Raw genomic sequence first — 22414 nt, 5'->3', positions numbered from 1 at the left:
CGACGAATAGCAAGAGTACATTGAATTGTTGAGTATCAAGATCGACTTTTGCACAATTTGAACGCATTCGGATTGAGAACCAGATTGCAAAGCCTTGGGACTCGTCTTGGGGCTGCGTTTGGAAGCGTCGCGAATTTGGCCAGTCTTTATGCTATGAACCGGCGGGTTCACTCGTTGGTCGTTTAGGATTTTGATCTTGCGGAGCATCAGAGCTATTTCAGCACTCCTCAGCTAAACTCAGCCGCAAGAGCGTGCTAAAAACCACCATGTTTCAGGTCCTGTACAGCGTCTGGGCGCTGCTTCTCGGTATCGTGCTCATCATGCTGGGCAACGGCATGCACTCCACGCTGATCGGCCTGCGCGGCGATCTCGAGGGGTTTTCCGCTGCTTCGCTCGCCGTGGTTGCGTCGGGATATTTCGCGGGCTTCCTGTCCGGTGCGCGGCTGGCCCCGGTGATGATCCGGCGCGTCGGTCATGTGCGCGTCTTCGCGGCGCTCGGCAGCTTCATGTCGGCGGGGCTGATCGCGTTTCCGCTGGTGACCGAACCCTGGGCCTGGACGATATTCCGCCTGCTGGTGGGCTTCTGCATGTCCGGCATCTACGTCGCGTCGGAAAGCTGGCTCAACAACTCCGCCACCAACGAGACGCGCGGCAAGGTGCTGTCGGCCTACATGATCGCGCAGACGCTGGGGCTGATCGGCGCGCAGGGCCTGCTGACGCTCGGTGACGCGGCAAACTCCGCGCTGTTCATCGGGGCGTCGATCCTCGTGTCGGTGTCGTTTGCGCCGATCCTGCTGTCCGTCAGCCCGGCGCCGGCCATCGAGGTCGCGCCGCCCATGTCCATCCGAAAGCTGTTCGAGAACTCGCCGCTCGGCACCGTCGGCGTCTTCGTGCTGGGCGGCACCTATGCGATCCAGCTCGGCATGGGTGCGGTGTTCGGCGCGCAGATCGGCCTGCCTCCGGCGCAGATCGCGCTGTTCGTCGCCATGCTGTTTGCCGGTGCGCTGGTGCTGCAATTCCCCATCGGCTGGCTGTCCGACCGGATGGACCGCCGCAGGCTGATCTTCGGCGCGTCCACGATCGGGCTGGTGGCCTGTGCGCTTGGCTGGGTGGCCGGCGACGGCTTGTGGCCGCTGATGGCGGCGGCCTTCATCGCCGGCGGGGTGACCGCGCCGCTCTACGCGCTGCTGCTGGCCTATACCAACGACTTCCTGTCGACGGATGAAATGCCGGCCGCCTCCGGCGGGCTGGTCTTCACCTTCGGGATGGGTGCGATCATGGGCCCGCTGCTCGTCGGCTGGGCGATGGAAAGCGTCGGCCCGTTCGCGTTCTGGATCGTGCTCGGGGTGACTTTCGCGGCGCTGGGGCTTTACGCGCTGTATCGCATGACGCAGCGCCCGGCACCCGCCGCCGCCGACACCGAGTCCTATCTCGGCGTGCTGCCGACAGCCTCGCCATACACGGTGGAGGCCGCGGGCGTGTGGGCCGCGGAACAGACCGAATCCGAAACGGATGCCGGGGCGGGCGACGAGTAGGGCTGGCTGGATACTATTCGAAGCGGCAGCCTCAATACGGGCTGTCCACGTCCCCCATCTCCACGTAGACCGACTTCAGCTCGCTGTAGTGCTCCAGCGCGGCGCGGGAATTTTCCCGCCCGATTCCGGAGCGCTTGGAGCCGCCGAAGGGCATTTCGACCGGGGTGAGGTTGTAGGTGTTGATCCAGCAGGTTCCGGCCTTCAGCCCCGCGATGACGCGGTGGGCGCGGGCGATGTCGCGGGTGAAGACGCCGGCGGCCAGCCCGAACTGCGTGGCATTGGCGCGTTCCAGCACCTCGGCCTCGTCGTCGAAGGTCAGCACGCACATCACGGGTCCGAAGATTTCCTCGCGCGCGATTGTCATCTCGTCGGTGACGTCGGCGAAGACCGTCGGCTGCACGAAGTACCCGTGGGGCAGGGCGCGGACATGGGCGGCCTCGCCGCCGGTGACGAGCCGCGCGCCCTCCGCCTTGCCCTGTTCCATGTAGGCGAGGACCTTGTCGTATTGCGTGCCCGAGACGAGTGGTCCCATCTGGGTTGCCTCGTCCAGCGGGTCGCCGAGGGTGATCTTGGCCGCGCGGCGCGACACTTCCACCAGGAAGGCGTCCAGCACGTCGCGGTGCACGAAGACGCGGGTGCCGTTGGAGCAGATCTGGCCGGTGGAATAGAAGTTGCCGAGCATGGCCGCCGAGACGGCGTTGGTGATGTCGGCATCGGAGAAGACGATGAGCGGCGACTTGCCGCCAAGCTCCAGCGTGACTTTTTTCAGCGTTTCGGCCGCGCCCGACATGACCTTGACCCCGGTCGGCACCGAGCCTGTGACGGAGACCTTGGCGATGCCGGCGTGGGACGACAGCGCCGCGCCAACATCGCCCATGCCCTGCACCACGTTGAACAGGCCGGCGGGCGCGCCGGCTTCCATGAGGATTTCGGCAAGCTTCAGCGCGGTGAGCGGCGTCGTCTCCGAGGGCTTGAAGATCATCGCGTTGCCGCAGGCGAGCGCGGGCGCTGCCTTCCAGGAGGCGATCTGCACGGGGTAGTTCCAAGCGCCGATGCCGGCACAAACGCCGAGCGGCTCGCGGCGGGTGTAGAAGAACGATCCGTTGGCGGACGCGCCGAGGTCCATCTGGCTGCCGCCGATATCGGCCGCCATGCAGCCGAAATATTCCAGGCAGTCCGCGCCCGATGCGGCGTCGGCCACCAGCGTTTCCTGTAGCGGCTTGCCGGTGTCGAGGGTTTCGAGTTCAGACAGCTCACGGTTTTTCTGCCGCATGATGTCGGCGGCGCGCCGCAGCACGCGCCCGCGCTCCGCGCCGGAAAGCTGCGCCCACTGGATTTGCGCCGCGCGGGCGGCTTCGACCGCGCGCTCGATGATGGCGGGGGTCGCCGAATGCAGCTTCGCGATCACCTCTCCGGTGGCGGAATAGATGCTCTCGAAAGCCGCACCGGCGGTGTCGTCAACATACTCCCCGCCGATGAAGTGCGAGGCTTTGGGCTGTGCGCGCATGAAACTCACCTCTGGCTGGTGCGCCAGTTGGGGTTGATCCAGGGTTCGGCATTGTCCGCTGGCAGCGGCTCCTTGCCGAGAATGTGGTCGGCGGCCTTCTCGCCCACCATGATGGAGGGGCCGTTCAGGTTGCCGTTGGTGATGCGTGGGAAGATCGAGCTGTCCGCCAGCCGAAGGTTCTCAACGCCGATGACGCGGCACTGCGGGTCGACGACCGCGTTTATGTCGTCGGCGCGGCCCATCCGGCAGGTGCCGCAAGGGTGGTAGGCGCTTTCGGCGTGCTCGGCGATGTGGGCGTCCAGCGCCTCGTCGCTGGTGACGTCGGCGCCCGGCGTGATCTCGCGGCCCGCATATGGCTCCAACGCATCCTGCTCGAAGATTTCGCGCGTCAGGCGGATGCAGGTGCGGAAGTCGCGCCAGTCGTCCTCGTGGCTCATGTAGTTGAAGCGGATGACGGGCGCGTCCTCTGGGTCGGCGGAGCGCAAGGTGACGTTGCCGCGCGACTTGGAGCGCATCGGCCCGACATGAACCTGGAAGCCGTGCGCCTTGGCCGGTGATTTGCCGTCGTAGCGGATGGCGACGGGCAGGAAGTGGTACTGGATATCCGGATATTCGACGCCCGCTGCAGAGCGGATGAAGCCCGCCGCCTCGAAATGGTTGGTGGTGCCGTGGCCCTGTTTCAGGAACAGCCATTGCGCACCGATGGCGAGCTTGGAAATCCAGTTCAGATGCTTGTAGAGCGTGATCGGCTGCAGGCACTCCTTCTGGAGATAGAGTTCCAGGTGGTCTTGCAGGTTTTCGCCGACGCCGGGCCTGTCGGCCATCACGTCGATGCCGTGGGATTTCAGTTCCGCCGCCGGGCCGATGCCGGATCGCTTGAGGATCGCGGGCGAGTTGATGGACGAGGCTGCGATGATGACCTCACGGTTGGCGCGGACCGTCTCGATGCTGCCGCCGCGCGAGATTTCGACGCCGACGGCCTTGCCGTTCTCGATGACGATGCGGCGCGCGAGGCAGCGCAGCAGCTCGCAGTTCGGGCGCTTCAGGGCAGGCTTAAGGTAGGCGCTGAAGGCGGACCAGCGCACGCCGTCCTTCACCGTCATTTCCATCGGCGCGAAGCCTTCCTGCTGCTCGCCGTTGTAGTCTCCCGAGACGGGGTAGCCAGCCTGCTTGCCGGCTTCGATGAACGCCTTGAACAACGGGCTCCACATGCGCCCGCGCGTGACATGCAGCGGACCGTCCTTGCCGCGCCAGTCCGGGTCACCGCCGTGGCCGCGCTCGTTCCAGGTTTCCATGCGCTTGAAGTAGGGAAGCACGTCGGCAAAGCCCCAGCCGTCCGCGCCCTGTTCGCGCCAGTGGTCGAAGTCCTTTGCGTGGCCGCGCACGAAGACCATGCCGTTGATGGAGGACGAGCCGCCGACGACCTTGCCTCGCGGCGTCACGAGGCGGCGTCCGGCAAGACCGGGTTCCGGTTCGCTGACATAGCCCCAGTCGTAACGCGACATGTTCATCGGGTAGGAGAGGGCGGCCGGCATCTGGATGAAGGGGCCGGCATCCGTGCCGCCGTGTTCGAGCACCAGCACGGTGTGCCTGCCGTCCTCGCTCAGGCGCGCGGCCATGGCACAACCGGCGCTGCCGGCGCCGATGATGACGAAATCGGCGGAACGGGTGCTCATCAGTGCGCCTTCTTCAGTTGCAGGTCGACATAATCCTCGACGATGCGGATCTCGTCGCTGGCATCACCGCCGGACTGGCCAAGCGCGCTGCGGATATAGAGACCGTCGACCAGTGCCGCGGTGCCTGCCGCGATGTGGGCGGCGTGCGCGTCGTTCGTCAGCGCGCGCAGGGCGTGGCGCAGGTTGCTGGCAAGGCGGCGCGAGTAGACCCGCCACAGCCGCCGCGCCTCGGGCGATTCCTGCGCCAGCACGTAGAAGACGAGCCACGCGGCGACGGTCGAGGGCGCGAACTGCTCGGCTGCAAAATTGGCGCGCACGATGGCCGATATGCGTTCGCGCGGGTCGCTTGCGCGCGCCAGTTCCTGCCGGACGCCGCGCGACAATTCCTGCAGCAGGTGCCGCATTGTCGCGATGATGAGCGCTTCCTTGTTGCCGAAATAGTGGTGCGCCAGAGCGGACGAGACGCCGGCGCGGCGCGCGATCTGGCTCACGGTCACGTCCAGCGATCCGCGCTCGCCGATGGTGGCGATGGCCGCGTCGATCAGCGCCTGGCGGCGAATTGGCTCCATGCCGAGCTTGGGCATCGCGACGCACTCCGGGTTCGCATGTCGGCGCAACCTATTTTTGATTGACTGATCAATCAATATAAATGTTGCACCGGTTTGCCATTGGTGCTTGTCTCTCGCGCAACGGGCGTCAGTTCCGTGCTTTCCAAGGGAACTTCTGCATTTCGAATTGCGACCGCATCCTGCGGTCTTGAAGGGAGACAGTCATGAAATTCCAGTTCAAATCCGCGCTGGCCGCCGCCGCGCTCGTGCTCGCCGCGGGGCAGGCTTCGGCCCAGTCCTGCGACACGGTGCGCTTCTCCGATGTCGGCTGGACGGACATCACCGCGACGACCGCCGCCACGACCACGGTGCTCGATGCGCTCGGCTACGAGACGGACGTAAAGGTCCTCTCCGTGCCGGTCACCTACGCATCCATGGAGAAGAAGGACATTGACGTTTTCCTCGGCAACTGGATGCCGACCATGGAAGCCGATATCCGCCCCTATCTCGACAAGGGCACCGTCGACAGCGTCGGCGTGAACCTGGAAGGCGCGAAGTACACGCTTGCCGTGCCGTCCTATGCCGCCGAGAAGGGCCTGAAGGATTTCGCCGACATCGCCAAGTTCAAGGACGAGCTGGAAGGCAAGATCTACGGCATCGAGCCGGGCAATGACGGCAACCGCCTGATCCTCGACATGATTTCCAAGAACGCCTTCGACCTGGAAGGCTTCGAGGTCGCGGAATCCTCGGAGCAGGGCATGCTTGCGCAGGTCGCGCGCGCAGCGAAGAAGGAAGAGCCGATCGTCTTCCTCGGCTGGGCACCGCACCCGATGAACGCCAATTTCGACCTGACCTATCTCTCTGGTGGCGACGAATATTTCGGCCCCAACTTCGGCGGCGCGACGGTCTACACCAACACCCGCGCAGGCTACGTCGACGAATGCGAGAATGTCGGCAAGTTCCTCAACAATCTCGTCTTCACGCTGGAAATGGAGAACGAGATCATGGGCGCGATCCTCAACGACAACGAGGACCCGAACAAGGCTGCCGAAGCCTGGCTCAAGGAAAACCCGGACATCCTGGCCAAGTGGCTGGACGGCGTGACCACCAAGGACGGTGGCGACGCGATGGCCGCGGTGAAGGAAGAACTCGGGCTGTGATGAACAAGGACCGCTGCGGCAACTCCGCAGCGGTCTTTTCGCGTCAGGATGCGGCCTGCATCTCGGCGGTCAGCTTGTCGTCGATCTCGGCGGCGCGTTTCGCAGCATCGCGGCTCGCCAGACGGCCGAAATAGGTCTCGAAGGCCGGGCGCTTCTCGATGGTGCCGAACTGCATCCCCCAGCCGATCTGCGCGCCGACATAGACGTCGGCTGCAGTGAATTCATCGCCGGCGATGTAGTCGCTCTGTTTCAGCCGGTCTTCCAACGTCTGGAGCAGCGTGTCCATGCTGCCGAAGCCGACAGTGCCTTGTTTCTCCGGCGGGACCTCGAATTCCAGTGCGTTCATGGTCACGGCCTGTTCGATTGGGCCTGCGGCGAAGAACAGCCAGCGGTAATAGGGCGCGCGCTCAAGGCTTCCGGGGGCAGGCGCAAGCTTTGCATCGGGAAACGCGTCGGCAAGATAGGCGCAGATGGCGGCGCATTCGGTGATGACGGCGTCCTTGTGGACCACCGCCGGCACCTTGCCCATCGGGTTGATGGCGAGATAGCCGGTGCCCTTCATCTCCGCGCCGTAGGTGACGATTCTGGTCTCGTAGGACTCGCCGAGTTCCTCGAGCATCCAGCGGACGATGCGACCGCGCGACATGGGATTGGTGTAGAAAACGAGATCGCTCATGGAAATCTCCGGGTGAGGGGCCTGGGGTGGGATATGGCGCGAAGCTGGGCAGGGGGTACCGGATGGACTGGCTGACGGACAACAAGATTCCGATCGGGCGATGGTCGCGCGACGTGGTCGAGTGGCTGATCGACAATGCCGCGTGGTTCTTCGATGGTCTCGCCAACGCGCTGGAACTGATGATCGACGCGTTCCTGTGGGTTCTCCAGACCCCGCACCCGTTGGTCATCGTCGGTGCCTTCGCCGGTCTCGCATGGTTGCTGCGCCGCTCGCTCTCGGCGGTTGCGCTCACCGTCGCCTGCTTTCTCTTCATCATCAACCAGGGCTACTGGGAAGAGACGACCGAGACGCTGACGCTTGTACTCTCAGCCTGTGTCGTGTGCATGGCAGTCGGTGTGCCCGTCGGCATCGCGGCAGCACACCGGCCAAAACTCTACGCGGTGCTGCGGCCGATCCTGGACCTGATGCAGACATTGCCGACCTTCGTATACCTGATCCCGGCCATCGTCTTCTTCGGCATCGGCATGGTGCCGGGTCTGATCGCGACGACGATCTTCGTCGTCCCTGCGCCGATCCGTCTGACGCATCTTGGTATCTCCTCGACGCCGAAATCGCTGATCGAAGCGGGCGAAGCGTTTGGCGCGACGGGCAGCCAGCTTCTTTGGAAGGTCGAACTGCCCTACGCGCTGCCACAGATCATGGCCGGGTTGACGCAGACGATCATGCTGTCGCTCTCCATGGTGGTGATCGCCGCACTTGTCGGGGCCGACGGTCTCGGCGTGCCGGTCGTGCGCGCGCTGAACTCGGTCAACACTGCGCTGGGGTTCGAGGCGGGCTTCGTGATCGTCATCCTCGCGATCCTGCTCGACCGGCTCTTCCGCGCGAAGGACGGGGCATGACCATGAGCGATATCTCCAAACCCGTCGTCAGCTTCGACAATGTCTCCATCGTCTTCGGCAACAAGCCGCAAGCGGCGCTGCCGCTGATGGATGAGGGCAAGACCCGCGAGGACATCCAGGAAGCGACGGGGCAGGTGCTCGGCGTCCACGATTGTTCGCTCGATGTGGGCGAGGGCGAAATCGTCGTGCTGATGGGGCTGTCCGGTTCCGGCAAATCCACCCTGCTGCGCGCCGTCAACGGGTTGAACCCGGTCGTGCGCGGCAACGTCATCGTCCGTGACGGGGACTGGTCGTGCGATCCGGCGGCCTGCAACGCGGCCGATCTGCGCAAGCTGCGTCGCGAATGCGTGTCCATGGTGTTCCAGCAATTCGGCCTGCTGCCTTGGCGCACAGTTCTGGAAAATGTCGCCTTCGGGCTGGAACTGGCGGGCGTTCCCGAAGCCAAGCGCCGTGAACAGGCGCAAACGCAGCTAGAGTTGGTGAACCTGCAAGCCTGGGGCGAGCGCAAGGTGCATGAACTTTCCGGCGGCATGCAGCAGCGCGTCGGGCTGGCCCGCGCCTTTGCGACCGACGCGCCGATCCTGCTCATGGATGAGCCGTTCTCGGCCCTCGATCCGCTGATCCGCAACCGCCTGCAGGACGAGTTGCTCGACCTTCAGCGCAGCCTCAACCGCACCATCGTCTTCGTCAGCCACGACCTTGATGAGGCCGTGAAGCTCGGCTCGCGCATCGCGATCATGGAAGGCGGGCGCATCGTGCAGATCGGCACGCCACAGGAGATCATCCTCAAACCGGCGGATGACTACGTCGCGGACTTCGTCGCCCACATGAACCCGCTGAGCGTGCTTCGCGCGCGCGATGTCATGCGCCCAGCAGCGAACGGACGGTCGGCAGATGCCGGGCCGTCGATCGGGGCCGATGCAACGCTGCGCGAGGCGTTTGCGCTGGCGGGGCAGAGCGAGGGCGCCATCGCGGTGACCGAGAACGGTGCCGTGCTGGGTGAAATCGACCGGGCCGCGTTGGTGCAGGCGCTGGCCTGACGCGGGGAAGCAAACCTGTCATAGAAGGGCGGAATCGACCGGGCGCGGGGGCGCGCGGTGACCGGCAGGGGTTGGCCAGGGTGCAGTTCATCGTTCAGGCTTATGACGCGGCGACGCGTACGCCGGTGCGCGCCGTGCTGTTTCTCGTGGGGCTGACGCTCGCCTGCTCGCTGCCGGGCTTCTTCACCTTGCAGCCAATGGACCGCGACGAAGCGCGGTTTGCCCAAGCCACCAAACAGATGGTGGAAACCGGCGACTTCATCGACATCCGCCTGCAGGATGAGCCGCGCTACAAGAAGCCGGCGGGCATCCACTGGATGCAGGCGGCAGCGGTTTTTGCAAGCGGGCAGGGCGCGGATGCCCCGATCTGGGCATATCGGGTACCCTCGTTGCTGGGCGCTGTAGCGATCGTGCTGCTGACGTACTGGGCCGGGCTGGGCCTGTTCGACGCGCGCACCAGCGTCCTCGGAGCGATGCTCATGGCAATGATCCTCCTGCTTGGCGTCGAGGCGCGGCTTGCCAAGACCGACGCGGTGCTGACCGCGACGATCATTGCGTCCATGGGCGTACTGGCGCGTCTCGACCAGTGGCGTGGCGGCGGCGTTCCAACCCGGCTACCCGTCATCTTCTGGGGCGCAGCCGCGCTGGGCATCATGGTCAAGGGGCCAATCTGGCTGATGGTCGTTGGGCTGGCCGCGCTCGCCCGCTCGCTGACGCGCCGGTCCCTCGACTGGCTGAAGCCCATCCGTCCGGTTTCTGGCATTGCAGTCCTCGTCGCGGTTGTCGCGCCGTGGCTGATCGCCATCAACATCGTGTCGGACGGACAGTTCCTGCGAATGGCGCTGGGGCAGGACCTGCTCGGCAAAGTCGCGACAGGGCAGGAATCCCACGGCGCACCGCCCGGAACCTATGTCGCCGCCTTCCTCGTCACGTCCTGGCCCATGGCTGCGCCGTTCCTGCTGGCGCTTGGGTGGATCTGGAAAAACAACGCGACGCCGCCGGTCACCTTCCTGCTGTGCTGGATCGTTCCGTCCTGGACCGTCTTTGAACTCGTGGCGACGAAGCTGCCGCACTACGTGCTGCCGATTTATCCGGCGATGGCGCTGCTGGCAGCCGCCGCCATCATGTCGGGCGGGCTCCTCACCGGGCGCTGGTGGACGCGCCTGCTGGCGGCGCTGGGCGCAGCCGCGCTGATCTACGGGCCGGCCGTTGCCATCGGCCTGTACATCTTCGCTGAAGGCACCTTGCCGCTGCTGGCCATCGCTGCATCGCTCGTCTCACTCGTTATCGGGGTATTCGCTGTCCGCGCGGCATGGGGCGAACGCATCCGCGACGTGGTGATCCTGACGGCCTTGGCCGCACCGTTCTTCTACGTGTCGATCTATGAAGGCGCGTTGGCCCGCATGCAGATGCCGAAGGTCTCTGAACGCATTGTCGAGATGGCATCCTTTGCCATGCCGTGTGAGCCTATCCGGCTCGTGGCGACTGGCTACGAGGAGGCCAGCCTTGTCTTTCTCGCGGGAACCGAAACCCGCTGGGCGAGCCCCGATGAAGCCGTGCGGCATATTGCTGCGCCGGGTTGTCATGCGGCGGCAATCGAAGGCAGGTATGTCCCGGCTTTTCGCACCGCGGCCATCGCCGCGGACGTGAAGGTCGAGGAACTCGGCGTCGTGGACGGCTTCAATATCGGGAACGGCCGTATCGTGAGAATCGTACTGTTTCGGAGCGTCCCTCAGTGAGCGAGCGGACAGACGTCCTGCATGCGGGTGCAGACCGCGACGGTGTCGCCGGCCGCGTGTGGAACGCGTTCGTGCGATGGTTCTGGCGCTTCTTCCGCCACCGCGTCCCGCCGGAGGTGGTCGGCACGGCTGTGCCGAAGTTTGGCGGGCTTGGGCTTGGCGGTGCATTTGTTGTCCTCGTTGTCGCGAGTGGACTGAGCTTCGTCTTCCTCGATCCGCTCTTCTTCGGGCTGTTCTCCGGCATAGATGCGCAATCGAAGGTCCGCCTGCTTGAGTGGGCGTGGATCGGCAAGGCAAACATGCCGCTCTACGTCACCGGCAGCGTCGCACTGTTGTTGATGCTGACGTCGCTTGTCACGGTCGTTGAACGGCGTCGCGTCCAGATCGCGCAGTTGGCCTCGACCTTCGGATTCCTGTTCTTCGCCATCGCCGCGCCGGGCGGCATGGCAGCAGCCTTGAAGCAGATCATCGGTCGCGCGCGCCCGTTCATGTCCCCCCAGACCGGCTACTGGGATTTCCAGCCTCTGGGCGGTTTCTCCTACGCCAGCCTGCCGTCGGGAGATGCCTGCAACGCCTTCGCGCTGGCCACCGCGTTCGGCTTGCTGTTCCCGAAGACGCGGTTCGTGATGTTTCCCTATGCCGCGATTGTCGCGGTGGGGCGCATGGCAGGCGACCGACACTACTTCACCGACGTGATGCTCGGAGCGATCCTCGGCATGGCCGGGGCATACTGGGTGGCGTTGTGGTGCGCGCGCCGCCGCCACGTCTTCAACATTGTGGACGGAAAATTGCGCCCGCGCGGCTACCGTGTGCTGCGCCGTCCGGGAACCGCTTGATCCGCTTCGGTTTTGACTTGGATCGCTGCGAGGGCTATGCCGCCTTCGCGGCGGCGTTCCGTGCCGCAAGATCATGTCCGGTCCCGTCTCCATGAACCAACAGGTCATCCCCGAGCTTTCGGTCGTCATACCCGCAAAGAACGAAGCCGGTAATCTGCCGGACCTCGTCGCTGAAATCGTCGCTGCGCTCGAAGGCCAGGCCTTCGAGGTCATCGTGGTGGACGATGGCTCCGACGATGCAACGGCACAGGTGCTGGCCGAGCTTGCTGACAGCGACGCGCGGGTGCGCTCGTTGCGCCATCATCGCTCGTGCGGGCAAAGCGCAGGGCTGTGGAGCGGCGTCAGGGCCGCGCGCGGCACGCTAATCGCGACGCTCGACGGTGATGGCCAGAACGACCCGGCCTTCATTCCGCAGATGATGGCGAAGCTTGACGATCCGTCCATCGGCATCGTCGCGGGCCAGCGCACGGGCCGCAAGGACACGCCCTTCAAGCAGTTCCAGTCGCGCATCGCCAACAAGGTGCGCGGCGCGATCCTGCAGGACGGAACGCGCGATACCGGCTGCGGGCTGAAGGTATTCCGCCGCGCGGCCTTCGCCGAGCTGCCCTATTTCAAGGGGCTGCACCGTTACCTGCCGGCGCTGTTTGCCGGCGATGGCTGGAAGGTGGCGCACCACGATGTGCGCGACCGGCCGCGCCGCCACGGCGCATCGAACTACGGCGTGCTGGACAGGTTGCGCGCCGGCCTGCTTGATCTGTTCGGCGTCTGGTGGCTGATCCGCAGGCGTGCCTCGCACCCGTTGAACCTGAAGGACAAATCGTGATGTTCGCAGCAATCGGCGCAGACAAGATCTGGCTTGCCATCGGCTTCGTCGGTCAGGCGCTCTTTTCCGGACGCTTCCTGGTGCAATGGATCGCCAGCGAGAAGGCGCGCAAGAGCATCATCCCGCATGCGTTCTGGATCTTTTCCGTCGCCGGTGGCGCCACGCTTCTGGCCTACGCGATCTACAAGCAGGACCCGGTCTTCATCACGGGCCAGGCAGCAGGACTGCTGATCTACTCTCGCAACATCTATTTCATCCTGCGCGAGCGCAGACTTGCGAAGGACGGCCCGCTTGGCGCCGAATGATCCGCCGCTGATCAGCGTCGTCATCCCCGCGCGCGACGCCCGCGCGACCATCGCCCGCACCCTCCGTTCGCTTCAGCCAGCAGCCGATATCATCGGCGAAATCATCGTGGTGGACGATGCCTCGTGCGACGGCACCGGCGAAATCGCTGTCGACGTCGCGCAACGGCTCGGACTTCCCGTTGTCCTCCAGCGCATCGCGCCTTCGGGGCAGGGCAAGGCACGTAATGTCGGGGCGGACATGGCGCGGTTTGCGCACGTCTTTTTCCTTGATGCCGATGATCTCGTCGTCGCCGAGGGCCTGCGTGCTCTGCACGCTGCATTGGCCGGGAATCCGCAAGCAGGGTTCGCCTTCGGGGCCTATCTCGAGCACGGCGTCGACCGGGACGAGAAGCGCCGGTTCCCGTCCGGCTTCACGCCGGACCGTGCCGCAAACCGCGACCGCTACCTGGTTGACGGGACCGTCCCGATCGCCATGGGCAGCGCGCTGGTGCACCGCGACCTGCTCTCGAAGGTCCGGTTTCGCGACAGGATGATGATCGACGAGGACACGTGCTTCTGGGCGGAAGCCATCGGGCATTGCGATCCGGTTGGCATCGATCAGCCGGTGCTGGTCTATGAGCGCAACCAGGCCCGCGCCGTGTTGCGCCAGACGCTTCCACCGGCACGCGAGTCGTATCTCGCCTTTGCGCGGGGGTACGCGCCGCTGCTGCGGCTTGGCGTCTCCAAGGCGATCATCTCGCGGCGCAAGGCATGGATCGCGCGCGGCATGGGGCGATCATTTGTGCAACAGGGGCGCTTTGCGGAAGCCCGCGACATGCTGCGTCTCGCGGTCGCCGATCCGTTCTATGCACGAGACCTACGCACGCGCCGCTACCAGCTTCGCGCGTCGCTCGCCAAATCATCGGCATCCGTTCCTTCCGCTGCCGCACCCGGCGAACCGGTTCGCACGCTCATCCTCTCGCAGGACCCGGCCTGGCCGCCGGTATCCGGTGCTGACCTGCGGCACAGCCAGAAGGCGCAGGCGCTGGCTCGGCTCGGGCCGGTGATGCTGGCAAGCGTCGAGCCGCTGGCTGGTGTTGCCGAACCGCCTGAAGGCGTCGAGGTGATCTCGCTGACAGGCGGTGGTCGCCTCGGAGCGCCCGACGATGCCGTGAAGCTCGTGGAACATCTCAAACCGGATGTGCTGGTGACAACCGGGGTCCACCTGCTGGATTTCGCCCGTGTGCTGCGGCCCCACGTGCCGCTGCTGGTCGCGGATTTCCCGGATGTCGAATCCGTATTGCGCCGAAAGCTGAGCAACGCGCGGCGTCGGTCCCTGCGCCGAATGATCGGTCGCGAACTTCGACAGGTGGAGGCAGACGAGCGCGCCACGATCCAGCTGGCGGACCGTGTCTGGGTCTGCTCGCCGGAAGACGCCGTGCGAATCTACGAGGCGCACCGGGTGGCGCGGCCTATCGACGTGGTGCCGAACGGCATACCACGTGCCGATGAGATTCCGCCGGCCCGCGACGTCGGACCAAGGCACGGCGAGGGGCCGAACCTGCTCTATTTCGGCCATCTCAACTACCAGCCGAACATGCAGGCGGCGGACAGGCTCGCGCATCGCACGTTCCCGTTGATCCGTGACCTGCTGCCGAATGCGCGCCTGACGGTTGCGGGCCGTAACCCGCATCGCCACGTGCGTGCGCTCGGCGAAATGGACGGCGTCGACGTGATCGGTGATCCGCCAAATGCCGCCGACCTGCTGGCTGCGAGCGACGTGACGCTCATCCCGCTGACGCTTGGCGGCGGGACGCGCCTGAAAGTGCTGGAAGCCATGGCGTGGCGGGTGCCCGTCATCGCGACGGCGCTGGCGGTCGAGGGCCTCGGACTGGAACCCGGCCACGACTACATCAAGGCCGACAGCGACGCGGATTTCGCGCAGGCCGTCGCAGCCCTGTGGGGCGATGAAGCGCGCTTCCGCACGCTTACCGACAATGCGCACGAGACTGCCACGCGGGCCTTTGGCCCCGAGGCGCTCGCTCACGCGGTGCGCCGGGGGCTTGGCCTCTAGGGTCGCAGATCGCTCAATTCGCGGCGACGGGTCCGTTCATGTCGTAGCCCGACATCAGGTCATCGACCATGGCGGTCGCGCTGTCCCAGTCATAGGTGCGGAAGCTGTGGCCACGGGTCACGAACTGCGCGCCGGCATAGAACATCTCGTACTGGGTGTGGCGCGAGCCGAATTCCGAACCGATGGCATCCCAACACGCCTTCATGAACTTGGTGCGGTCATCGGGTGACGCCACCGGCGAACTCTGCGTGGTGCGGATGATGCGGGCGAGGTCGGCATTGGCAAAATCGTCGACCGAGGACGGCAGCATGATGAGCGAGCCGCCGGCCAGTTCGCGGATCTTCTCGACGATTTTCGGGTACAGTTCCTGGCTCAGCACCTGGGCTGAATAGATGTGCGACTTGTTCGGCAGGTAGTAGTCGCCGCGCATGGTGCCGCTGGCTTCCATGCCCGCCAGCATCGCGTCGATCATGTTGGCCTGGGCGGCGAGGTGGCCAAGCTGCTCCATGACTGAGGGGATGGCCGTGGTGCCGATCGTGTCGGCCAGCTTGCGGGCCATGCCGATCAGGAACTTGAGCTTGATCGAGAGCCGGATCTGCGCCTGGTAATTCTGGAAAATGTGGCCCGGCGTGTCGTGGAACTGCTTGCGGCACATGTCCACGTTGCGGTGCACGAAGACGCGGTCCCACGGCACCTTCACGTCCTCGAAATACATCAGTGCGTCGTTCTCGTCGTAGCGTGACGACAGCGGGTTGTCGAAGGTCGAGACGGCGGACGCCTCGTAGGACTTGCGCGACAGCACCTGCAGGCCCTTGGCGTTCATCGGCACGGCGCAGGAGAAGGCCAGATCTTCCTCGCCGGGCTTGAGCGGCTGGAGGTTTGCGACGAACACCTCGTTGGCCATGATCGAGCTGGTGCCGAGCATCTTTGCGCCGCGAATGGTGATACCGGTTGAATCCTCGTCGACGATCTTTGCGACGAGTTCGGCGTCCTGCTCGCCCCAGTCCTTGGAGCGGTTCGCCTGCGGATTGATGATGACGTAGGTGAGGAACAGGTCCTCGCGGCTGGCGTAGTGGTAGTAGTCCATGTAGGCCTTCGCGCGCTTTTCGTCGTAGGCCTCGAAGACGTCGATCCCCATGATCTGCCCGGTCACGGCAGAGGCGACATGGTCCGGCGAGCGGCCCATGAACCCGTAGGACAGCCGCGCAAGCTGCTGCAGTGCCTTGCGGCGCTGGACGAGTTCCTCGTAGTTGCGCGAACGCTGCCAGGCGCGGCTGACGCGCCGGTTCCCGCCATTCGGCGCGAACGTCATCAGCTCGATATTCTCCGGCTGGCTCTGGAAATCATAGAACGAAGCCGCCGAATGCACCGCGTTGCGGAACGCGGGATGCGTAGTGACGTCTTCGATCTGCTTGCCGTCGAGATAGACCGTGCGCCCGTCCTGCAGCGACTTGATGTGCTCTGCGCCGGTGCGTGTCTCGCTCATGGATGCGTCCTCCGTGCCTTCGTTCCGGCGCTGCACCGCGCCGCTTGGGCCAACCAAGATTATTGCCAAGCATATTTACCTAACAGAAGAAGCTTTTCAAGGAGGCTATTGATTGGTACCAATGATGGACAAGTCAGATACGAGGATGTGGCATGAGCGACGTCGAAACCGGCAAGGCAAAGACCCGGCCCAAGAAGCCCAAAACGGCTTCAGCGTCCGCACGCCGGTTGCCGCTCACCGTCTCGCGCCCGCAACTGCTCGACGGTGACAGCGACCAGCGCTTCCGCGAACTGGTCCATGAACTGTTCGCGCTGTTCGCACGGCATGACGAGATTCGCGCGGGCCACGGCCACTACATCGGCCTGCGTGGCATCGAGTACACGGTGCTGATCTCCATTGCGCATCTCGGGCATTACGGCGACGTCAACGTGAAGACGGTCGCCGATCACCTGCACCTGTCGGGCGCCTTCATCACCACGGTGACGAACCGGCTGAATGGTGCGGGGCTGGTTCGCAAGACATCGGACAAGGCGGATGCCCGCCGTGTCACGCTGGAGATCACCGACGATGGCCACGCACTGCTGGAAAAGCTCGCGCCGGTTCAGACACAGGTGAACGACGTTGAATTCGGCAGCCTCGACCGGGACGAGTTCGAGACGCTGCTGGGGCTGGTGCGCAAGCTCGTCGATAGCAGCGGGCAGGCCGTTGCCTTGCAGAAATATCTCAGCCGGTCGGGCAACTGAACCACGACACGGCAGAGGAGGGGGACGCAAATGGACTTGAAGATTCGCCGCGAATTCACACTGATTGACGACATGCTGGAGGATTGCGGCCAGCCCGCATCGCCGCGCCTGCGCAAGGCGGCAATCGTGACCGTCGTCGAGAACCCCTATCCGGGCAAGTATGTCGCGGACCTGTCGGAAATGATCGCGGCCAGCGTGCCGCTTGGCGAGCGCATGGCGCAGCGCATTCCCGGCGCAATTGGCGACGAAGAAGTCCAGAGCTACGGGAAGGGCGGCATTGTCGGCCTGAACGGCGAGCAGGAACACGCCAACGCCCTGCTGACCACGGCCTTCGCCAACCCGTTCCGCGACGCCATCGGCGGCGGCAACGCCTGGATTTCGTCCATGACGAAGGTCGCAGCGCCCGGAACGCCCATCGACATCCCGATGAACCACAAGCACGACGTTTACGTCCGCTCGCACTATGACGGCATGTCGATGATGCTGCCCGGCGCGCCGCTGCCGGATGAAATCGCCATCATCTTCTGCGTCGCCAGCCGTGGCCGCATCAATGCGCGCGTCGGCGGCATGACCCATGGCGACGCCATGTCGAAGCTTGGCTGAGGGCTGTCATGCGCACAGGCATCGTCAATATCGGGCACATAGTCAGCGGCGATCTTGAAGCGCCCGCCACTTCCGGCGACAGCATCGTCATGGACGAAGGCGTGATCGTTTCGGTTGGCACGGCGTCGGCAGGCGAGATTGAGGCCTGCGATGTGGTGATCGATGCCGGCGGCGCGACAGCGGCGCCCGGCCTGATCGATTCCCACGTCCACATCACCTTTGGCGACTACACGCCGCGCCAGCGCACGGTCGGCTTTCTCGAAAGCTACCTGCATGGCGGGGTCACAACCTCGATCACAGCATCCGAGGTCCATGTGCCGGGCCGCCCGAAGGACGTCGAGGGCGTGAAGGCTCTTGCGGTCGCGGCGCAACGCTGCTTCGCCGAATACCGCCCCGGTGGCATGCGCGTTCATGCCGGTTCGGTCATCCTCGAACCCGGGCTGACGGACGATGACTTCGCAGAACTCGCGGCCAAGGGCGTCTGGCTCGCCAAGGCCGGGTTCGGTGCGTTCGACAATCCAATTGAATACGCGCCCTATGTCCAGATGGCACGGCGCCACGGCATGGTCACGACCATGCACACCGGCGGTTCCTCCATTCCCGGCTCATCGGGCATCTGGGCAAAACACGTGCTTGAGGCGGACCCGCACGTCTCATTCCACGTGAACGGCGGACCGGTCGCGATACCGGACGAAGATTTCCCGCGCCTCGTCGATGAAAGCGAGATCGCACTGCAAATCTGCACGGCGGGCAACCTGCGCACGACGCTGCTGGTGGCGGATCTGCTGAAGAAGGCCGGACGTCTCGACCGCTTGTTGACGGCGACCGACACGCCGACCGGCAGCGGCATCATGCCGCTCGGGATGCTCTACACCATCACACATTTGTGCGCGCTCGGCGGCATGGAGCCGGAGATCGCCATCGCGACGGCAACCGGCAACAATGCCAAGGTCTACGGCCTCGATACCGGCCTTCTCGCGAAGGGCAAGGCAGCGGACGTGATCCTTCTCGATGCCTGCGCGGGCGGGTCGAAATCCGATGCCATCAGCGCCATCGCAAATGGCGACATTCCAGCCGTCGGCGCTGTGGTGACAGCGGGCGTGCCGCGTTTTGTCGGCCGCAGCCGCAACACCCCTGCGGCGATCAAGTCCATCCGCGTGGCGCAGAGCCGCGTGATGAACGACTTCTCCGGCGCCGCGCACTAGCAATCAGTAGGCGCGGTCAGGCCGCCAGCATCCGGGCGATGACCATGCGCTGGATATCTCCGGTGCCCTCGTAGATCTGGCAGATGCGCGCATCGCGGTAGAGCCGCTCCAGCGGATAGTCCTTCAGGTACCCGTATCCGCCGAGCACCTGGATCCCCTGGCTGCAGACCCGTTCGGCCATCTCCCCGGCAAAGAGTTTTGCCATCGAGGATTCCTTCTGGAAGGGTTTGCCCGCGTCCAGAAGGGCGGCTGCGTGGAAGGTCAATTGCCTTGCGGCTTCGATCTCGGTTGCCATTGAGGCAAGACGAAACCCCACGGCTTGATGCTCGATGATCGGCTTGCCGAAGGACGTGCGCTCCTTCGCGTAAGCCGTTGCGTGATCGAGCGCGGCCTGCGCGATGCCGACCGCCTGCGCGGCGATGCCGAGACGGCTGCGGGCAAGCGCCGCAAGGATGATCTTGTAGCCTTCGCCCGGCTTGCCCAGCACATGATCCGCTCCCAGTTCGACGCCGTCGAGCACCAGTTCCGCCGTGCCGGATGAGTTGATGCCGAGTTTCTCCTCCACCTTTCCGACGGAGAAGCCCGGCGCATCGGTCGGAACGAGGAAGCAGGTGATGCCGCGCGGACCCGCATCGGGGTTCGTGGTCGCCAGCAGCACGGCAAGACCGGCAAACGCGCCGCCGGTGATCAGCTGCTTTCGGCCGGTGAGAACGTAATTGTCGCCCTTGCGCTCGGCGCGGGTGCGGATGTCGGCCGCGTTGGAGCCTGCCTGCGTCTCGGTGATCGCGATAGCGCCGATGATCTCGCCGGACAGCAGCTTTGGCAGATACCTGGCCTGCTGCTCGGGCGTGCCGTGATTGACGATCGGCATGCAGGCCAGCGAATGGTGGGTCGACATGACGACGCCGATGGACGCATCGGCCCGAGACACTTCCTCGACTGCCGCAGTCAGGGCCGTGTAGGTCGCGCCGACGCCGCCCAGTTTCTCGGGCACGACGATGCCGAGCAGACCCAGTTCGCCGAGCTGCTTCAACTCCTTCAGCGGAAACCGCATGGTGCTGTCGCGTTCGGCTGCACCCGGCGCCAGTTCCGCTTGCGCGAACTTTCGCGCCACCTCGCGGATCATCTTCGCGTTTTCATCGAAGATCATGTCGCGCGTCCTGTGATTGGGGCGGGGAGGGCGAAGCGCTACTTGCCCTGCGCCTTCTCCACCTGTTCGCGCAGCTTGAAGCGCATGATCTTGCCCGACCCGGTGCGCGGGATCTGCTCGATGACGTGTACGGTCGCCGGCACCTTGTAGCTGGAGAGCTTGTTCGCGCAGTAGGCCTTCACGGCATCGGCATCGACGCTCTTTCCGGGTGCTGCGACGATGAACGCGTCGGGCACTTCGCCGAGCGTTTCGTGCGGCACGCCGACAACGGCACAATCCTCGACCTCGTCCATCTCGACGATGGTTTCCTCGACCTCGGCAGGCGCAATGTTCTGCCCGCCTCGGATGATGATTTCCTTCAGCCGTCCGGTGATGGTCAGGAAGCCGTGCTTGTCGGAGCGCGCAAGGTCGCCGGTGTGATACCAGCCGCGCCGCAGCACCTTGCCGCTCTCCTCGGGCTTGTTGTTGTAGCCCATCATCAGCGTCGGCCCGCGACAGATGAGTTCGCCTTCCTCGCCGAAGTCGACATCTATTCCCGTCGACGGGTTGATGATGCGGACCGCAAGGCCGGTGACCGGAAGTCCGCACGAGCCGTAGGTGCGCGTCGTCTCCGGCCAGTTCATCGTCACCATGGTCGACATTTCGGTGATGCCGTAGCCGTCGATCAGTTCGACCCCGAAGGTCTCCTCGAACTGCTTGTTCAGCGAAGCCGGCATGATGGCGCCCGCGGATGTGCACAGCCGGATGCTCTTGAACAGGTCCTTCCCGTACTTGCCGCCTTCCAGCAGGATGTAGTGGAACATCGTCGGCACGGCGGGCACGAAGTTGAACTTGCCGGTCTTCAGCAGGTCGATGCAGGTGTGGACCGAGAAACGGTCCATGACGTGCACGGAGGCACCGGTCGCGACCGGGCTCAGCACCGCGATGGACAGCGAGAAGACGTGGAACATCGGCAGCGGGGAGAGGACGCGGTCGTTTTCGCCATAGCCGAGGATCGGTGCCCAGCACCCAGCCGTCGCCCACAGCATGGCACGTGACGACAGCATCACGCCTTTCGGCTGGCCGGTCGTGCCGGAGGTGTAGACGATGTAGGAGCAGACATCGATATCGTCGGGCTCCAGTTCGATGCCGTCTGTCGGCTTGTCGCACAGCGCGTTGAAGTCGAGACCGTTGTCGCCCGCATCGCCCAGCAAAACGCGGGTCTTGGGAACGACGGGGCCGTTGGCATCGAGTTGCGCGAACTCGCCGACGCGTTCGTCCCGCGTGACGATGACGACGCTTTCGGAATCCTTCAGCCGGTAGGAGACCTCGCCCAGCTTGGCGTCATAGCTGACGGGCACCGCCTTGCCGCGTGCGCGCACCGCCGCGAGGCAGATGATCGCCCATTCCACGCAGTTGGGCAGCCAGATTGCGACAGAGCCGCCATCCTTCAGGCCATTGGCGCGCAGCTGGGTCGCGAGGTTGCGCGTTGCCTCGTTCAGTTCGCCGTAGGTGATCTCGCGGCGCGCATCCGAAAACGCGACCTTGTCGGGAAAGCGCTTGGCCTGCCGTTCCAGCAGTTCCGAGATCGGGGCGATCAGTTCTGTCCTGATCATGTTTTCAATTCCTCCCTGCGCCGTTCGTGCGGCATCAGACCATGCTGAAGCCGCCGTTGACGCTGATGACCTGGCCCGTCACCCACGACGCGCCCTCAGACGCGAGGAAGGTGATCATGGGAGCGACGTCGCCGGCCTCGCCGATGCGCTTCATCGGGTAGGCCTTGAGGATCCGGTCCATGTTCTTGGTCAGGAATTCCGGGTCCTGGTGGCCGGAGCGCACAAGCCCGAGCGACACGGTGTTGACGGTGATGTCGAAGCGCCCAAGCTCTCTGGCCATGGATTTGCCGAGCGCAATGGTGCCGCCGCGCGCGGTCGCGGCCAGCGAGATGTTGGCCTCGCCGATACGCGAGCTGTCACCGACCACGTTGATGATGCGGCCGTTCTTCTGATCGACCATGCGCTTTGCCGCGGCATGGGAACAGTTCAGCGCGCCGTACAGGCAGACGTCGATCTGCTTCTTCCAGTCCGCAGGCGTCGATTCCACGAAGCGCTGGTACTTCACGTAGCCGGCGTTGTTCACGAGGATATCGATGCTGCCAAACGTATCGACGACCTTGGCGACCATCGCGTCGACCGCGTCGTAGTCGGAAATGTCGGCCTTGATCGCGATTGCTTCGCCACCGACCTTCTTGATCTCGTCGACCAGGGCTTCGGCCTCCGCGCTGGAGGAGTGGTAGTTGACGGCGATCTTCGCGCCGTCCCGCGCCAGCATGCGGCAGACTTCAGCCCCCACATCGCGCCCGCCACCCGTGACCAGCGCCACCTTGCCTTGAAGTCCCGTTTCCATGTCGTCTGTCTCGCCTCTTGTTGTCGTTGGTCTGGCCTCAGCTGC

The 22414-nt window shown here is 64.7% G+C and carries 20 protein-coding genes; 12 read left to right on the top strand and 8 right to left on the bottom strand.

Going from position 1 to position 22414, the window contains the following annotated elements:
• The first annotated feature begins 266 nt into the window (after window positions 1–266).
• Window positions 267–1535, top strand: a complete 1269-nt coding sequence (locus ACKTEK_RS07700; protein ID WP_409164642.1) for an MFS transporter — start codon at window positions 267–269, stop codon at window positions 1533–1535.
• Window positions 1536–1566: 31 nt separating this feature from the next.
• Here the strand turns inward: ACKTEK_RS07700 and betB are convergent, their stop codons facing one another.
• Genes betB through betI form a run of 3 tightly spaced genes read right to left on the bottom strand, consistent with a single transcriptional unit; the run spans window position 1567 to window position 5302 of the window.
• On the bottom strand, window positions 1567–3042 hold the full coding sequence (gene betB, locus ACKTEK_RS07695; protein WP_409164641.1) for a betaine-aldehyde dehydrogenase: 1476 nt from the start codon (window positions 3040–3042) through the stop codon (window positions 1567–1569).
• Window positions 3043–3047: 5 nt separating this feature from the next.
• Window positions 3048–4718 (bottom strand): choline dehydrogenase, encoded by a 1671-nt coding sequence (betA, locus tag ACKTEK_RS07690; protein WP_409164640.1) that lies wholly within the window; start codon window positions 4716–4718, stop codon window positions 3048–3050.
• Window positions 4718–5302 carry a transcriptional regulator BetI gene (gene betI / locus ACKTEK_RS07685; RefSeq protein ID WP_409164639.1) on the bottom strand — a complete coding sequence of 195 codons (585 nt, stop codon included), beginning with the start codon at window positions 5300–5302 and terminating at the stop codon, window positions 4718–4720. Before betI ends, betA begins: the two co-directional genes overlap by 1 nt.
• A gap of 188 nt (window positions 5303–5490) precedes the next feature.
• Here betI and ACKTEK_RS07680 point away from each other — a divergent pair, with 188 nt between their 5' ends.
• Window positions 5491–6426, top strand: a complete 936-nt coding sequence (locus ACKTEK_RS07680) for a choline ABC transporter substrate-binding protein (protein WP_409164638.1) — start codon at window positions 5491–5493, stop codon at window positions 6424–6426.
• A gap of 43 nt (window positions 6427–6469) precedes the next feature.
• Here ACKTEK_RS07680 and ACKTEK_RS07675 read toward each other — a convergent pair whose 3' ends face one another.
• Window positions 6470–7102 carry a glutathione S-transferase family protein gene (locus ACKTEK_RS07675; protein ID WP_409164637.1) on the bottom strand — a complete coding sequence of 211 codons (633 nt, stop codon included), beginning with the start codon at window positions 7100–7102 and terminating at the stop codon, window positions 6470–6472.
• Between the two features lie 62 nt (window positions 7103–7164).
• Here ACKTEK_RS07675 and choW point away from each other — a divergent pair, with 62 nt between their 5' ends.
• From choW to ACKTEK_RS07640, 7 genes are all read left to right on the top strand, one after another.
• Complete coding sequence (gene choW / locus ACKTEK_RS07670; protein ID WP_409164636.1) at window positions 7165–8001, top strand: choline ABC transporter permease subunit; 837 nt, start codon at window positions 7165–7167, stop codon at window positions 7999–8001.
• Between the two features lie 2 nt (window positions 8002–8003).
• On the top strand, window positions 8004–9041 hold the full coding sequence (choV, locus tag ACKTEK_RS07665) for a choline ABC transporter ATP-binding protein (RefSeq protein ID WP_409164635.1): 1038 nt from the start codon (window positions 8004–8006) through the stop codon (window positions 9039–9041).
• An 80-nt stretch (window positions 9042–9121) separates the two neighbouring features.
• Entirely contained in the window at window positions 9122–10780 is a 1659-nt protein-coding gene (locus tag ACKTEK_RS07660; protein ID WP_409164634.1) for an ArnT family glycosyltransferase, read from the top strand.
• Complete coding sequence (locus ACKTEK_RS07655; protein ID WP_409164633.1) at window positions 10777–11616, top strand: phosphatase PAP2 family protein; 840 nt, start codon at window positions 10777–10779, stop codon at window positions 11614–11616. The genes ACKTEK_RS07660 and ACKTEK_RS07655 overlap by 4 nt, the downstream gene beginning before the upstream one ends.
• Before the next feature lie 91 nt (window positions 11617–11707).
• Entirely contained in the window at window positions 11708–12439 is a 732-nt protein-coding gene (locus tag ACKTEK_RS07650; RefSeq protein ID WP_409164632.1) for a glycosyltransferase family 2 protein, read from the top strand.
• Window positions 12439–12744 (top strand): lipid-A-disaccharide synthase N-terminal domain-containing protein, encoded by a 306-nt coding sequence (locus ACKTEK_RS07645; protein WP_409164631.1) that lies wholly within the window; start codon window positions 12439–12441, stop codon window positions 12742–12744. Before ACKTEK_RS07650 ends, ACKTEK_RS07645 begins: the two co-directional genes overlap by 1 nt.
• Entirely contained in the window at window positions 12731–14797 is a 2067-nt protein-coding gene (locus ACKTEK_RS07640; RefSeq protein WP_409164630.1) for a glycosyltransferase, read from the top strand. The genes ACKTEK_RS07645 and ACKTEK_RS07640 overlap by 14 nt, the downstream gene beginning before the upstream one ends.
• Before the next feature lie 13 nt (window positions 14798–14810).
• On the opposite strand, the gene ACKTEK_RS07635 is transcribed toward ACKTEK_RS07640, so the two are convergent.
• Entirely contained in the window at window positions 14811–16283 is a 1473-nt protein-coding gene (locus tag ACKTEK_RS07635) for a 4-hydroxyphenylacetate 3-hydroxylase family protein (protein ID WP_409164629.1), read from the bottom strand.
• 152 nt (window positions 16284–16435) lie between these two features.
• On the opposite strand from ACKTEK_RS07635, the gene ACKTEK_RS07630 reads away from it, so the two are divergent.
• Genes ACKTEK_RS07630 through ACKTEK_RS07620 form a run of 3 tightly spaced genes read left to right on the top strand, consistent with a single transcriptional unit; the run spans window position 16436 to window position 18834 of the window.
• Window positions 16436–17026 (top strand): MarR family winged helix-turn-helix transcriptional regulator, encoded by a 591-nt coding sequence (locus tag ACKTEK_RS07630; RefSeq protein ID WP_409164628.1) that lies wholly within the window; start codon window positions 16436–16438, stop codon window positions 17024–17026.
• Between the two features lie 30 nt (window positions 17027–17056).
• Window positions 17057–17629, top strand: coding sequence for an amino acid synthesis family protein (locus tag ACKTEK_RS07625; protein ID WP_409164627.1), 573 nt, complete (start codon window positions 17057–17059; stop codon window positions 17627–17629).
• A gap of 8 nt (window positions 17630–17637) precedes the next feature.
• Window positions 17638–18834 (top strand): amidohydrolase family protein, encoded by a 1197-nt coding sequence (locus ACKTEK_RS07620; protein ID WP_409164626.1) that lies wholly within the window; start codon window positions 17638–17640, stop codon window positions 18832–18834.
• A gap of 16 nt (window positions 18835–18850) precedes the next feature.
• Here the strand turns inward: ACKTEK_RS07620 and ACKTEK_RS07615 are convergent, their stop codons facing one another.
• The 3 genes from ACKTEK_RS07615 to ACKTEK_RS07605 are packed head-to-tail and all read right to left on the bottom strand — an operon-like array spanning window position 18851 to window position 22369.
• Window positions 18851–19984, bottom strand: a complete 1134-nt coding sequence (locus ACKTEK_RS07615) for an acyl-CoA dehydrogenase family protein (protein WP_409164625.1) — start codon at window positions 19982–19984, stop codon at window positions 18851–18853.
• A gap of 38 nt (window positions 19985–20022) precedes the next feature.
• On the bottom strand, window positions 20023–21579 hold the full coding sequence (locus ACKTEK_RS07610; RefSeq protein WP_409164624.1) for a class I adenylate-forming enzyme family protein: 1557 nt from the start codon (window positions 21577–21579) through the stop codon (window positions 20023–20025).
• A gap of 34 nt (window positions 21580–21613) precedes the next feature.
• Entirely contained in the window at window positions 21614–22369 is a 756-nt protein-coding gene (locus tag ACKTEK_RS07605; RefSeq protein WP_409164623.1) for an SDR family NAD(P)-dependent oxidoreductase, read from the bottom strand.
• Window positions 22370–22414: the final 45 nt, after the last annotated feature.

The sequence above is a fragment of the Tepidamorphus sp. 3E244 genome (assembly GCF_046159835.1).
Classification (GTDB): domain Bacteria; phylum Pseudomonadota; class Alphaproteobacteria; order Rhizobiales; family Tepidamorphaceae; genus JACKJK01.
This window is presented reverse-complemented; position numbering and strand designations above follow the sequence as displayed.